14 protein-coding genes are annotated in these 13,213 nt (G+C 65.2%); 4 read left to right on the forward strand and 10 right to left on the reverse strand.

Going from position 1 to position 13,213, the window contains the following annotated elements:
• Positions 1-27: 27 nt before the first annotated feature.
• From EP376_RS18815 to EP376_RS18855, 9 genes are all read right to left on the reverse strand, one after another.
• The gene (locus EP376_RS18815; protein WP_127657176.1) at positions 28-945 is read right to left on the reverse strand and encodes an ABC transporter permease; all 918 of its coding nucleotides are present in this window, start codon (positions 943-945) and stop codon (positions 28-30) included.
• Positions 945-2,039, reverse strand: a complete 1,095-nt coding sequence (locus EP376_RS18820) for an ABC transporter permease (RefSeq protein ID WP_127657177.1) — start codon at positions 2,037-2,039, stop codon at positions 945-947. Before EP376_RS18820 ends, EP376_RS18815 begins: the two co-directional genes overlap by 1 nt.
• Positions 2,032-3,582 (reverse strand): ABC transporter ATP-binding protein, encoded by a 1,551-nt coding sequence (locus EP376_RS18825; protein WP_203330964.1) that lies wholly within the window; start codon positions 3,580-3,582, stop codon positions 2,032-2,034. The genes EP376_RS18820 and EP376_RS18825 overlap by 8 nt, the downstream gene beginning before the upstream one ends.
• Entirely contained in the window at positions 3,575-4,234 is a 660-nt protein-coding gene (locus EP376_RS18830; protein WP_127657179.1) for a glutathione S-transferase family protein, read from the reverse strand. The genes EP376_RS18825 and EP376_RS18830 overlap by 8 nt, the downstream gene beginning before the upstream one ends.
• Positions 4,231-5,073, reverse strand: coding sequence for an aromatic ring-hydroxylating oxygenase subunit alpha (locus EP376_RS18835; RefSeq protein ID WP_127657180.1), 843 nt, complete (start codon positions 5,071-5,073; stop codon positions 4,231-4,233). Before EP376_RS18835 ends, EP376_RS18830 begins: the two co-directional genes overlap by 4 nt.
• Positions 5,070-5,684 (reverse strand): Rieske (2Fe-2S) protein, encoded by a 615-nt coding sequence (locus EP376_RS18840; protein ID WP_164744994.1) that lies wholly within the window; start codon positions 5,682-5,684, stop codon positions 5,070-5,072. The genes EP376_RS18835 and EP376_RS18840 overlap by 4 nt, the downstream gene beginning before the upstream one ends.
• A gap of 147 nt (positions 5,685-5,831) precedes the next feature.
• Positions 5,832-6,101, reverse strand: coding sequence for an acylphosphatase (locus EP376_RS18845; RefSeq protein ID WP_127657182.1), 270 nt, complete (start codon positions 6,099-6,101; stop codon positions 5,832-5,834).
• Positions 6,098-6,616, reverse strand: a complete 519-nt coding sequence (locus EP376_RS18850; protein WP_240652483.1) for a nucleoside deaminase — start codon at positions 6,614-6,616, stop codon at positions 6,098-6,100. The genes EP376_RS18845 and EP376_RS18850 overlap by 4 nt, the downstream gene beginning before the upstream one ends.
• Positions 6,617-6,763: 147 nt before the next feature.
• A complete protein-coding gene (locus EP376_RS18855) occupies positions 6,764-7,168 on the reverse strand; it encodes a c-type cytochrome (RefSeq protein ID WP_238928796.1) in 405 nt (134 codons plus the stop codon).
• A gap of 568 nt (positions 7,169-7,736) precedes the next feature.
• On the opposite strand from EP376_RS18855, the gene EP376_RS18860 reads away from it, so the two are divergent.
• From EP376_RS18860 to EP376_RS18875, 4 genes are all read left to right on the forward strand, one after another.
• Complete coding sequence (locus tag EP376_RS18860) at positions 7,737-8,450, forward strand: creatininase family protein (protein ID WP_127657183.1); 714 nt, start codon at positions 7,737-7,739, stop codon at positions 8,448-8,450.
• A gap of 70 nt (positions 8,451-8,520) precedes the next feature.
• A complete protein-coding gene (locus EP376_RS18865; protein WP_127657184.1) occupies positions 8,521-9,546 on the forward strand; it encodes a ketopantoate reductase family protein in 1,026 nt (341 codons plus the stop codon).
• Positions 9,543-10,274: an SDR family NAD(P)-dependent oxidoreductase gene (locus EP376_RS18870; RefSeq protein WP_127657185.1), complete on the forward strand. Its 732-nt coding sequence runs from the start codon at positions 9,543-9,545 to the stop codon at positions 10,272-10,274. The genes EP376_RS18865 and EP376_RS18870 overlap by 4 nt, the downstream gene beginning before the upstream one ends.
• Positions 10,271-11,683 carry a dipeptidase gene (locus EP376_RS18875; RefSeq protein WP_240652484.1) on the forward strand — a complete coding sequence of 471 codons (1,413 nt, stop codon included), beginning with the start codon at positions 10,271-10,273 and terminating at the stop codon, positions 11,681-11,683. Before EP376_RS18870 ends, EP376_RS18875 begins: the two co-directional genes overlap by 4 nt.
• A 39-nt stretch (positions 11,684-11,722) precedes the next feature.
• On the opposite strand, the gene EP376_RS18880 is transcribed toward EP376_RS18875, so the two are convergent.
• Positions 11,723-13,063 (reverse strand): amidase, encoded by a 1,341-nt coding sequence (locus tag EP376_RS18880; RefSeq protein ID WP_127657187.1) that lies wholly within the window; start codon positions 13,061-13,063, stop codon positions 11,723-11,725.
• Between the last annotated feature and the right edge of the window lie 150 nt (positions 13,064-13,213).

Consider the following 13,213-nt stretch of genomic DNA (forward strand, 5'->3'; position numbering starts at 1 on the left):
TTGTGGTCCTCTTTTCGGGGTGTGGTGTCAGGAAAGTTTAAGTGTTGCGCCAAGGCTGGCGGGTGAGTTGAGCTTGATGAAGGTCGGGTTGCGCGAAATGATCGCCAACATGACGATGGTCACCAGATAAGGCAGGGCCGACATCAACTGGCTGGGGATGTTCAGCCCGAAGGCCTGGATCGACAGTTCCAGCAAAGAGATCGACCCGAACAGGTAGGCGCCGAATGCCACGCGGCCCACCATCCAGGTGCCGAAGACCGTCAGGGCGACGACGATCCAGCCGCGCCCCGCGATCATGCCCTCGGCCCAGAGCGGCGTATAGGCGGTCGACATATAGGCCCCACCGATGCCCGCCATCGCGCCGCCAAAGGCCACGCAGCCGGTCCGGATCAACCGCACCTTGAGGCCAAGCGCATGTGCGGCCTCGGGGCTTTCGCCGATCGCGCGGATGGTCAGGCCCAGTTTCGTGCGGTTGAGAACGTACCACGTGGCCGGGATCAGCAGGATCGACAGGTAGACCATGATATCCTGTTGAAAGAACATCGGCCCGATCACGGGAATATCCGACAGGAAAGGGATGCCGTTTTCCGGAAGGCCCGCCACCGTTCTGCCTTCATAGCGCTTGCCGATGGCGGAACTAAGCCCGAGCCCGAGGATACCCACGGCAAGCCCCGATGCGACCTGGTTGGCACGAAAGATGATCGTCAGCGCCGCGTGAACCAGCGACAGGACCATCCCCAGCGCCGCACCCGCCACAAAGCCCAGCGTGTAGGACCCGCTCAATGACAGGACGACAAAGGCCATGGCAGCGCCCGTGGCCATCATCCCCTCGATCCCGAGGTTCAGAACGCCCGACTTCTCGGCCACCAGCTCGCCCATGGCGGCAAAGATCAGGGCCGTTGCCGCAGCCAGCGTGCCGCCGACGATGAAAATGAGAACATCCATTATTCCGCCGGTGCCTCCGATGCGATGGCTTCTGGCGTGATCCGCCGGATGCGCGATGTCAGAAGGAACGAACAGGCGAGATAGAAGGTCAGAAGCATCCCCTGGAAGATGTCTGTCACCGCGTTGGGCACGCCCACCGACAAGAGTGCGAAGTCGCCGCCGACATAGACCAGCGCCATCAGCGCCGAGGCGAACAGGATCCCGATCGGATGGAGCCCGCCAAGCACCGCCACGATGATCCCCGCATAGCCATAGCCCGGCGAGACGTTGCGCTGAAGCATTCCCAGCGACCCCGCGACCTCGCCCACGCCGGCAAGGCCAGCGGCCCCGCCCGAGATCAGAAGTGCGAGCCAGATCGTCCGTTTCGAGGAAAAGCCCGCATAGGTCGCTGCGCGCGGCGCGATGCCGCCCACCGACAGCTTGTAGCCCGCAAGGGAGCGCTGGACGAAGACCAGCGCCACCACCGTCACGAACAGCCCGATGAACAGCGAGGCATTGACCCGCGTGCCGGGGATCAGGATCGGGAACATCGCGGCCTGATCGAAGCGGATCGATTGCGGGAAGTTGAACCCCGACGGATCGCGCAGCGGCCCGGTCACGAGGAAATACAGAAGCTGAAGCGCGACGCTCGACAGCATGAAGGTCACGAGGATTTCATTGGCGTTGAACTGCGCGCGCAGGAAGGCCGCGATGCCGGCCCAGGCCATGCCGGCGACCATGCCGACCACGATCATGCCCGGGAGCAGCAGAGGTGACGTCGATCCCTCGAACTGGATCGCCAGAAGCGATGCGGCAATTGCGCCAAGGATCAGCTGGCCCTCGGCGCCGATATTCCAGATCTGCGCCCGGAACCCGATGGCAAGCCCCTGTGCGATCAGCAGAAGCGGCGCCATCTTCAGCAGGACTTCGCCAATTCCGTAGGTGCTGCGCAGCGGGTCGATAAAGATCGCATCGAGCCCCTTGAGAGGCGACACGCCATAAATGATGAACAGGACCGATCCGCCGATACAGGTCAGGATCAGCGCGAGCAGGGCAACCTGCACCGGCGCCCAGGCAGAGCGTTCGGGCCGTGCCTCGATGACGAACCTAGCCAAGTGCGGGCTCCTTCATCGTTTGGCTGGAATTCAGGGCGTCGAAATCACCGGCCATGGCAAGGCCCAAATGATCCATATCCGTATCGCGCACCGGGACGGAGCCCGAAAGACGACCTCGGAACATGACCTGTATGCGGTCGCAAATCTCCAGCAGTTCCTCCAGCTCTTCGGATACGACAAGAAGCGCCGCTCCGCTGTCGCGCAGGTCGATCAGCTGTTGCCGGATCGCGGCGGCGGCGCCCACATCGACACCCCATGTGGGCTGCGACACGATCAGCACCCGCGGTGCGAGGGCCAGTTCCCGACCCACGATGAATTTCTGAAGGTTGCCGCCCGACAGGCTTTGCGCCGTGGATTCCGTGCCGCCGCAGCGCACGTCCATCCGCTCGATCGTCTCGGCAGCCAGTTTCCGGCGGCGGCCCAGGTTGAGAAAGCCCCAGTTCACCATGCCCCTGTGATAGGTGGTCAGGCCCGAATTCTCGGACAAGGTGTGGATCGGCACGGCCCCGCGGCCAAGTCGTTCTTCGGGGATGAAATGCAGACCCAGCTTGCGCCGCGCATAGGGCCCGAGCGCGCCGATGGCCTTGCCTTCCAGCATGACGGTGCTGCCGCGATCGTCCGGCGTTTCGATTTCGCCGGCAAGCGCTTGTGTCAGGGAATCCTGTCCATTGCCCGATACGCCCGCGATGCCGAGGATCTCGCCGCTGCGCAGGGTCAGGTGGACATCGCGAAGCGGGGTCGCGAAGGGGTTTTCGGGAGTATGGTTCAGCCCCGTCACCTCGAGCACCGGGTGGCCGTCGCCCCGCTCGGCCCCGTGGCGGGGCCGTGCGATCTCGCGCCCGATCATCAGCCGGGTCAGGCTGCGCGCGTCTTCCTCGCGCGGATCGCAGACGCCCACGACACGCCCGCCGCGCATGATCGTGGCCGTGTCGCACAGCGCCCGGATCTCTTCGAGCTTGTGCGAGATGAAGATGATCCCGATCCCTTCGGACGCCAGTTTCCGAAGCGTTTCGAACAACTTGGCGATACCCTGAGGCGGCAGGACAGAGGTCGGCTCATCCATGATTATCAGCCGCGGTTCCTGAAGGATACAGCGCAGGATCTCGATCCGCTGGCGTTCGCCCACGGTCATAGACTGCACCCGCGCGTCAGGCTCCACGTCCAGCCCGAAACGGGCCGATGCCTCGCGGATGCGACGCGACAGTTCGGGGATCGTGCCGCTGACGGCAAGCGAGATGTTCTCGGCCGCGGTCAGCGTCTCGAACAGCGAAAAATGCTGAAAGACCATCCCGATCCCCAGCTCGCGCGCCATCGCGGGCGACTGGATATCGACCTGCGACCCGTTCCATTCGACGGTGCCCGCATCGGGACGGACAGAGCCGTAGATTATCTTCATCAGGGTGGATTTGCCGGCGCCGTTCTCGCCGAGGACGGCGTGGATTTCACCGGTGCCGACGTCGAGGTCGACCGCATCATTGGCAAGGACGGCCGGGTAGGCCTTGGTGATGCCGCGCAGGCGCAGAAGGGGGGGCGCGTCAGCCATCGGCTCCCTCGCGCAATTCATGCAGGTGGTGGATGCCCGGCATGGTGACGAAACCCGGAAGGCTCCGCACGGCATAAAGCCAGTTCCGGATCGCCGGATATCCGTCGTGATCGAGCCCTGCATCGGGGCTGAGCGCGACGTAGGGGAAACAGGCGATATCGGCGATCGTAGGATGATCGCCCACAAGCCAGGTCTTGCCCTCGAAGACCCGGTCGGTCAGGTGCAACTCCAGTTCGCGCAGGTCCTTGATCGCGGCCCGGCGCGCCGCCTCGCCGTCGATGGGCCAGTTGAGCATGGAATGCAGCCCCGCGAGCCCTGCGCTGTTGGTCAGCCGCCCCGAAAACGCCAGCCATTGCTGCACAAGCGGCCCCAGCATCGGATCGGCCGCGGGATACCATGTGCCCGAGGGGTCATGGTTCAGCGCAATCCATGCCAGCATCGCCTGCGTGTCGGTCAGCACCTGTTCGCCGATCGTCATGACAGGCAAGGTGCCCGCCGGGTTGAGCGCCAGCATGTGGTTTTGGCGATGTTCGAACCCGGGATAGAAATCCACGGCTACCGTGTCGTATTTCACATCCAAGATCCCGGCCATCAGCCGGATCTTGTAGCAATTCCCGGACAGGACGTAATTGTAGAGCGTAAAGGCCGTCATGCGCCGTCCCTCAGCGCGCCGTAGAAGGCCCCGCGTTTCTTGAGCCAGCGGCGGTAGGCGACCGAGGTCATGTCGGCGCGCGTCGGGATTTCCATCTTTGGATCGAGTGGCAGTTTGACCGGCCTCTGGTTTTCGAGGATCGAGCGGTCCTGCACGAAAATCTCGTGCTGGAACTGAGCCATCTCGGAAAAGGTGGAAGCATCGTCATAGAGCGCCATCCATGGCCAGACATCCGATACCGTCTCGCTGACCGGCTGAACGAAGATCGCGATGACATCCTGCGCCTCGGGCTTGGGCGGGCAGGTCTTGTATAGGACCGCGACCGTCGGTGCAGGCACGCGGTAATCGTAATCGGTGACGATGCCGTCGCCCGCGCTTTTCGCGGCCTGCGGCTGAAAGAACTTGACCTGCGTGGCCCAGACCTCGTCGCTTTCTTCGCGGATCGCGACCTTGTAGGGGCTGACTTCGGTATGCGGTTCAGAGCCGAGGATATCGGTGTGAACAAAGGGGAAATGCGCGATATCGAGGAAATTCTCAACCGCCCGCAGGGGCGAGCAATTCACCCGAACCACGCCGCACGGCACGCGGCGGCGGCCTTCTTCGTCGCCCTCGGGAATGTCGAACAGCGGGCGTGGCGAGTCGCCAAGGGTCGTCCAGACGTGATCGAATTTCAGCTGAACCGGATAGCGGTTCCCCTGATCATCGGTCACGGTCGCGTCCTCTGCGGGGCCGGTAACGGTGATGTCGGTTTCCAGAAGCCGGGTCCGGCGCGGCCCGTCGCGCAGGCAGAAGATGTCTGCCACGGCGTACCAGTCGTTCTTCGCGTATTCGAGGCTCATGCCGTCTCCTTCGCCTCTGCTTGCCTGCGCATCGCCTCGCACCAGCGCGACAAGGTGCGCAGGCGGGGCAGGGGCAGGCCCGGGGCCGTCAGAACGGTGACCTGAGTGCGGCCCGGCTCGATTGGATTGCACAGGACCGACACCCGATCCGAGGCTTCGGGCGCAGGGGGCGCGCCGTCGGCGGACGTGGCCTCTTGCGCATCGCGCAGCGCGTCTTCCGACGCCTCGACGATGAAACTGCGCAAAGGCGCCAGATCGCTGTCGTCGGGGGCGGGCGCTTCGTCGGCCGACACCCAGATGACGCCACCTGTCTCGACCACGCCGTATTGCGTGGCGTGAATGGTCGCGGGCGGTTCAAGATCGGGATGGGCCGGGATCAGGCCACATCGGCCCGAGCGATCATAGTGCCAGCCGTGATAGAGGCAGGCGAGGCGGTTGCCCCTTACGAAGCCATGGCTCAGCGCCATGCCACGATGCGGGCAGCGATTGTCCCAGGCGGCGATCGTGCCGTCCGTTGCGCGCCACACCACCATGTCCTTGCCATCCGCCTGTGCATGCATGACGCGACCGGCAGGCAAATCCCGCGTCAGTCCGACAGGTCTTGTCGTCATTCTTGATCGTCCCCCAGTGGTGCACCCGATGGATGCGGATCTTGGCGCCAGAGTGAAGCGTAAAGCCCAAAAAAACGCCAGACGCCTATAGATACGCATATGATATGGTGCAAGTGCTCAACAATCGGGCAATGGACGGCAGGCCCATCAGCGCTTGTGAAAGCCGTTCAGCGCAGCAGGCACCCCGTGGGGGCGCCGTTCGATTCGGTCGACAAGCACCTCCCGCGGGCCGAGGCTGCAAGCCATTTCCATCGCGTCGATAAGCGCCTCGGGCCCGGTCACCACGATCGAGACGGCGCCATCGGCCTCGTTCGTCACCCATCCCGACAGGTCCAGAAGCCGGGCGCGGTGGCATATCCAGTCGGGAAACGAGGCCGCGTCCAGATCGCCCTCGAGGCGGAACTCGATCGCCGTCATTCGTCGGCACCACTGCGCCAGAACGCGCGATGTTGCGCCACGATCCGATCCTCAAGCTCGGGGAACGGGCCGCGCACGTCGACGGGCCTGCGGCCCGAGGCGAAAATCTGACGGCATTCAAGGTCTTGCGTCGGGTTTTCCGGATCATCGCCCGTCATTTCCCCCAAGAGCCGCTCGGTCATGCCGAAGACAACCGTTCCGATCTCGGCCCAATAGATCGTGCCCGAGCACATCGAACAGGGCTCGACCGAGGTATAGAGCGTGGCGTCGCGCAGCGTTGCGATGTCGAATTCGCGAGCCGCCGTCCGGGCAAGGTTCGCCTCGGCGTGGCCGGGGCCCTTGTCGATGGAATGGCTGTTCATGCCTTCGGCCAGCACCTCGCCCGCGCCGGAAACAAGGACCGACCCGAAGGGATGATTGCCCTGTGTGACTGCGAGGTCGCCCAGCTCTATCGCCCGGCGAAGATGTTTCAGGTCGATGGCGCGCTGGGCGTCGGGCTGGTCTGGTTCGGTCACGCGCGGGTCCCCTGATATGTTGGTTCGTCAAAGGATACACCCGGCGCAGACGTGAGCAAGATGCGGTGCCGTCCCGGCGCGACAGATACCGTGTTTGCCGCACCGGAACGTGCCCTTTCGCTGGTCAGCCCATAGCGGGGTGGTTGGCTATTCCTGGATCGAGGCGATGTATTCCGCCAGTTCCAGAACCCGCCCGCGCACGATCAGTTCGGCGCCATACTGGCCCGCCATGTCGGCCTCGCCCTGATAGCGATCGCCCCAGATGGGCATCTCCGATCCATGACCGCGCAGGCCGGTCCGGCCGTCGATCATCTGGATGACCTCAAGCATCGGAAATACGCCATCATTGTTGGCGGCAAGCGTCGTCAGGTTGGGCGGCGCGACAGTCAACAGGTCGGAAAAGCTGGTATTGCTGCGCCCGTCGGCCCCGTGACAGACCGCGCAGGAGCGCATGAATTCGCCCGCACCATCGGCCAGAGCCTGCGACGCACCAATACTGAGGGAAAGCGGGACAGCGGTTAACGATACAAGAAACATGGAACGGATACGCATTGGTTCTCCTCCACTCTAATCATATCAATTGGATGATCGCAGAGGCCCGGGTCAGGGGCGCAGCCATCATCGGCCCGAGCGTCGGACGCGCAAACGTGCTGTGCCTTGACATGGATCATTGACCGCAGCCCTGCCGGCATCGGAACCCGCCGATGGCGGATGCGGCGGTCAGTCGGGACACATATATGCATATGAATTATTTGGGAAAGCGTCGGAAAACCTTGCCGGAGGTTTTCTTTGGCCTCTTGCGCGTTCGCCGGAGCTAATCCCGCGGGATCTGCGGATTTCAGGACAGCTTCGCCGGACGAGAGGCCTCGCATGTCGATGGCATCGTCGTGGCTGCCCTCGTCGGGCCGCCCCCATTTTGCAACTTGCCCCGCGACGGATGAGGGATAGGATCGCGAAGATCGGGGGCGACTTGGACCGCCCCTCCCTTCGGATCGGTTTGGCATCGATGCCCGGCGCGGCCTGAACGAGGACGCGGTGGGCCACGGGCTGAGCCATCACGAGCCGGGTTTCCTCCCCTTGTCGGGCGGCGCCGCGGGAACAACGACAGCGGCGAGGTGCAATGAAGATATCGGAAATGAACTGGAAGGATGTCGAGGCCGCGGCGGCCCGCGATCCGCGCTGCATCGTTCCGGTCGGATCGACCGAGCAGCATGCGCAGCTGTCCCTGTGCGTCGATGCCATCCTTGCGGAAAAGGTTGCCGTTGATGCCGCGGAACCTTTGGGCATCCCGGTCTTCCCGGTCATGCCCTTCGGGCTTGCCCCTTATTTCGAGGCCTATCCGGGGACGATCTCTCTCAGGGTCGAAACCCTGCTGGCGGTGATGCGCGATGTGTTGGTCTCGGTCCGGCGGTCCGGCTTTCGCCAGATCCTGATCGTGAACGGGCATGGGGGAAATTCCCCGGTCAGCGCCCTCGCGCAGGAGTTGATGGCCGATTGGGGCGACGTTTCGATCAAATACCACGAATGGTGGAAGGCTCCCCGGACCTGGGAGATGGTCCAGCAGATCGACCCCTCGGGAAGTCATGCCAACTGGATGGAGAACTTTCCATGGACGCGGCTGGCGCATGCCCCGGCCCCCGAGGGCGAGAAGCCTCCGTTCGACATGGGCCTGATGAAGGCCAGCCCACCCGCGCAGGGCCGCGTCCTGATGGGCGATGGGGCATTCGGTGGCCCATGGCAGCGCCCCGATGACCAGATGCAGGCGCTGTGGGACAGCGGCGTGGCCGAAACAAGAGACGCGCTGGAGGGGCCATGGCCCGACCTTGGCGCCTGAGCGGGACGCCCTCCGGCATCGGTCTTGCCGGCAGATCGGTTGCCCGGATCCATGTCATCGGAGGGCCTGAATGACCAACGACGAGGAGATACTGATCTGGGGCGCAGGCGCGATCGGTGGGACGATCGGGGCCTATTGGGCGCGGGCGGGCATTCCCGTCCGCATGGTCGATATCGTGGCCGAACACGCCCAGTGTTGCTCGGGCCCCGGCCTTCGGATCGAGGGCCCGGTCGAGGCGTTCACGCAGGTCGTGCCCTGCGTGACACCCGACAACCTGACCGGCCGCTATCGCCGGATCGTTCTGGCGGTCAAGGCGCAGGCCACCGAGGAGGCGATGGCAGCCGCGTTGCCGCATCTGGCCGAGGACGGGTATGTCGTGTCGGCGCAGAATGGTTTGAACGAACGGGTGATCGCCGCGATGGCGGGCCCTGACCGCACGATGGGCGCCTTCGTCAATTTCGGTGCCGATTGGCAGGAGCCGGGGCGCATCCTGTTCGGGAACCGTGGTGCTGTCGTGGTGGGCGAGATCGACGGCACGATCCGCGACCGCACCCGCGAGATGCATCGTCTTATGCAGGTGTTCGAACCCGACGCGGTTCTGACCGATGACATTTGGGCCTATCTCTGGGGCAAGATGGGATACGGAGCCATGCTGTTCGCGACGGCGCTGACCAACGACAGCATGACTGCGAATTTTGCCGACCCGACCCGTGGCCCCGCACTGATCGGGCTTGCCCGCGAGGTCATGGCGACCGCGGCCGCCGAGGGCGTGACCCCGCGCGCCTTCAACGGGTTCGAGCCTGCGGCTTTTGTCCCTGGAGCGAGCCCGGAGGCCGCACACGCCTGCCTTGCGCAGCTGGCCGAGTTCAACTCCAGAACCGCCAAGACGCACACCGGCGTCTGGCGCGATCTTGCCGTTCGGAAGCGCCGCACGGAGGTCGACGCGCAAGTGGGGGCAGTTGCGCGGATTGCCCACGGGCACGGGATCGCCGTGCCGCTGCTCGACCGGCTGGTCGAGTTGATCCACGACATCGAAGACGGGCGGCGGGACCTGTCGCCCGACAGCTTTGCCGCCCTGATGGAGCGCCTGACATGACCCGCAGAGCATTGGTGACGGGCGTGGTCGGCGGCATCGGCGCGGCAATCGCCGGGCAATTGGCCCAGGCGGGCCACGAGGTCGTTGTGACGGACCTTCCGGGCGAGCCGCTCAGGTCCGCGGCCCTGGCCCTCGGCCTGCGGGCGGAGCCCTGCGATCTGGGTGATGCGGCGGATGTCGTCGCGATGCTCGCCCGTCTTGATGCCGCCCCCGAGATCGTCGTGAGCGCGGCCGGTGGCGTGCGCGGGCAGACCGCCCAACCGGTCGAGCAGGTCAGCGATGCGGCGTGGCACGAGGTCTTTGCCGCCAATGTCGACAGCGCCTTTCACCTTGCCCGTGGTGTGGCGGGGCCAATGAAGGCGGCGGGCTGGGGCCGGATCGTGACGATTTCATCCGGGGCGGGCCTCCGGCCCAGCCTGACCGGCATTCAGGCCTATTGCGCCGCCAAACACGCCTTGGTCGGGCTGACCAAACAGCTGTCTCTGGAGCTTGGCCCCCACGGGATCACCGTCAATTCGGTAGCGCCCGGCTTCGTGTTGTCCAACCACTCGACCGAGCGGCAATGGGCCAGCTATGGCCCCGATGGGCAGGCCCAACTGCTCGACCGGATTCACACCCGACGGCTCGGCACGCCCGAGGATATCGCGGCGGCGGCCTGTTTTCTGACGTCTGACGCTGCGGCATGGATCAGCGGGCAGATCCTGTCCGTCGACGGGGGTATCTCGTGACCGCCGATCCCGTCACCGCGGCCGCGCTTGCCGATGCGGAGGGCTTCATGGCGCGGCTTTCGGCCTTCATAGCGCAGCCCTCTGTCGGTGCGGATCCGTCCTATGCTGCGGGGATGGAGGGCGCCCGCACATTTCTCGAGTCGCGGCTGGCCGAGATCGGCTTTACCGGCTTGCGCCGCCTTACAGCCTCGGACGGGAGCGGCCAACCTGCCATCTATGCCGAATGGCTTGGGGCGGGGCAGGCGCCGACGCTTCTTGTCTATGGCCATTACGACGTGCAGCCCCCCGATCCGCTGGATCTCTGGCACTCTGCGCCGTTCGAGGCGACGCCGCGGGACGCGCGTCTTTATGGGCGTGGCGTCTCGGACGACAAGGGGCCGATGATGATCGCCATCGAGGCGATGGCCGCCTTCCTTGCCGTAGAGGGGCGATTGCCAGTGAATGTGCGTCTGCTCCTCGAGGGAGAGGAAGAAACCGGGAGCCCGTCTCTCGAACCGATCCTTGTCGCCCATCGGGACCTGTTGTCTGCCGATGCCGTCCTCTCGGCGGATGGTGCGCGCTGGCGGGCCGATCTTGTGTCGATCAACGTCGGCAATCGTGGCATCTGCGGGTTCGAAATCACGCTTCGCACAGCGGCCAAGGATCTGCATTCCGGCCGCTATGGTGGCGTGGTGCCGAACGCGCTGCATGAGATGGCGGCGCTGGTCTCAAGCCTGCGCGACGGGGCCGGGCGCATCATGGTCGAGGGGTTTTTCGACGGTGTCGCCGACCCGACCGAGGCGGAACGCGCCGAGATTGCCGCCATTCCCTTTGGCGAGTACGAGGTTCTCGACAGCATCGGGTCGGTGGCTGCGGGCGAGCCGGGATACGGCTTTCTCGAACGGCTGTGGATGCGGCCGACGCTTGACGTCAACGGGCTGTGGGGCGGCTATACCGGACCCGGAAGCAAGACCGTCATCCCGAACATGGCCCATGCCAAGCTGACCATGCGGCTGGTGCCGGTGCAGGATCCGCAGGCGGTGCAGGATGCAGTTCTGCACCACCTCCGGCGCCATTGCCCGCCGGGTGCCGAACTGAGCGTGACGGAGGATCGGGGCGCGGCCGGGGCCTATGCCGTCCCCGGGGATCATCCCCTGCTGGCGGCGGCCGAAGGCGCGCTGGAGACCGTGACCGGCGCGCGGCCGGTCCGGGTGCGGATCGGCGCGACACTCCCGCTGACCGAGATCGTGAAACGCAAACTTGGGATCGACACGGTCATGTTCTCCTTTTCGACCGCCGACGAGGATTATCACGCGCCGAACGAATTCCTGCGCATGTCGGCCATCGACGAAGGTCTTGCGGCCTGGGTCGCCATCCTCCGGCGGGTCGGCCGGCAGAGCCGGACAGATTACGTGCGCTGTCGGGCGTGAGCCCGGCCGGAGCCCCAGGATCAGGGCCGGTTTACCTGCCTAAAGTGCTGGCCTTGGACTTGGCGGCAGCAGGCTTTCGATCTCTGCCGCCACCCGCATGAGCATCCGGTCGCCACCTGTCGGGCCGTTCAGTGTCAACCCGACGGGCATGCCCGCCTCGCCCGGTCCCGCAAAGATCGACACCGAGGGCGCGCCCACCAGATTGCCGAGGCCCGAGCACAGCATCTCGACAAATCCGTCTTCGCCGTCGACGGCGGGGTCTTCCCGAGGGGCGACCCATGCCACGGAGGGTGCGATCAGGGCGTCGAATCCCGCAAGCCTGCGGGCATAGGCCCCGGCGAGTGCGCGGGCATAATCGCGCGCCGCGAGATAGGTCATCGCCGAGACCTCGGGGCCGGCCTGCAATTGCGCGAGGGTCTGGGGCCCGTAGTCGGCATCATGCGCGGCCAGCCGCGTGGCATGGATCAACGCGGCCTCGGGCAGCAGGATTTCCACCAGCCGTTCGCCAAACCCCGCAAGCTCGGGCAGGGATACCTCTTCGATGACCGCCCCGGCGGCGGCCAGCATTTCAAGTGTCTTGTCGAAGGTTTCCAGCACATCGGGCCGGATCGCGGGATGCCGGGCCTGCTCGCGGATCACACCAAGCCGGAGCCTTCTGGCAGGGAGGGGATCGGTCGCTCCATCCTGGCCGGACAGGACATCGAACATCGCGAGCGCATCCGCCGCGCTGCGTGTCATCGGCCCCGCATGATCGAGCGTGGGAGACAGGGGAAAGACGCCCTCGAGGCTGACCGCACCGAAGGAAGGCTTGAGCCCCGTGATCCCGCAATAGGCCGCCGGGATACGGATCGACCCGCCGGTATCGGTCCCGACCGCGCCCCAGACAAGCCCCGCCGCGACAGCGGCCGCCCCGCCACCCGAAGACCCGCCCGCCGTGCGGTTCGGATCGTGGGGATTGTTGGTCTGCCCCACCTCGGGGTTGACCGCGCCATAGGCGAATTCGAGGCAATTGTTCTTGCCGACGATCACCGCACCCGCGGCCTCCAGCCTGTCGACCAGTTCGGCGTTTCGCGGCTGCGGGCCGCTCCGGAGAGGGGCGCTCGTGCCATAGCCCGTCACCAGCCCGCCCATGTCGATGAGGTCCTTGACCGACACCGGCACACCGTGAAATGGCCCCCGGTCAAATCCGGACCTCAACTCTGCCCGCGCGCGTGTCGCGCGCGCAATCGCATGGTCTTCGGCTAGCAGTGAAAACGCATTCAGCCGCGGTTCGGCCCGGGCGATCCTTTCGAAAGCGGCCTGCGTTTCCTCGACCGGATCGGCGCTGCCATCGCGAAGAGCCTTGGCCGCGTCGGCGATCCTGCAAAACGGATCCAGCATCGGCCCGCTCCCTTTTCATCTCTCCTTGGATGGCAACAGCAACCTGATCGCAAGTCAAATTCCAAATGGAACATGGGTGGCGGTGGCGGATCGAGGCGGGCCGATACGCAGCCTTTGTCACGACCTGTTGGGCACAAGGCCCCTGATGCG

The organism is Alexandriicola marinus, from assembly GCF_004000435.1.
GTDB classification, from domain to species: Bacteria; Pseudomonadota; Alphaproteobacteria; order Rhodobacterales; family Rhodobacteraceae; genus Alexandriicola; species Alexandriicola marinus.

Bases quoted from the DNA above. Each gene is read 5' to 3' on its own strand.
- EP376_RS18815 (WP_127657176.1), bottom strand. From the start codon at position 945: ATGGATGTTCTCATTTTCATCGTCGGCGGCACGCTGGCTGCGGCAACG.
- EP376_RS18825 (WP_203330964.1), bottom strand. From the start codon at position 3,582: ATGGCTGACGCGCCCCCCCTTCTGCGCCTGCGCGGCATCACCAAGGCC.
- EP376_RS18830 (WP_127657179.1), bottom strand. From the start codon at position 4,234: ATGACGGCCTTTACGCTCTACAATTACGTCCTGTCCGGGAATTGCTAC.
- EP376_RS18835 (WP_127657180.1), bottom strand. From the start codon at position 5,073: ATGAGCCTCGAATACGCGAAGAACGACTGGTACGCCGTGGCAGACATC.
- EP376_RS18840 (WP_164744994.1), bottom strand. From the start codon at position 5,684: ATGACGACAAGACCTGTCGGACTGACGCGGGATTTGCCTGCCGGTCGC.
- EP376_RS18845 (WP_127657182.1), bottom strand. From the start codon at position 6,101: ATGACGGCGATCGAGTTCCGCCTCGAGGGCGATCTGGACGCGGCCTCG.
- EP376_RS18855 (WP_238928796.1), bottom strand. From the start codon at position 7,168: ATGCGTATCCGTTCCATGTTTCTTGTATCGTTAACCGCTGTCCCGCTT.
- EP376_RS18860 (WP_127657183.1), top strand. From the start codon at position 7,737: ATGAAGATATCGGAAATGAACTGGAAGGATGTCGAGGCCGCGGCGGCC.
- EP376_RS18865 (WP_127657184.1), top strand. From the start codon at position 8,521: ATGACCAACGACGAGGAGATACTGATCTGGGGCGCAGGCGCGATCGGT.
- EP376_RS18870 (WP_127657185.1), top strand. From the start codon at position 9,543: ATGACCCGCAGAGCATTGGTGACGGGCGTGGTCGGCGGCATCGGCGCG.
- EP376_RS18880 (WP_127657187.1), bottom strand. From the start codon at position 13,063: ATGCTGGATCCGTTTTGCAGGATCGCCGACGCGGCCAAGGCTCTTCGC.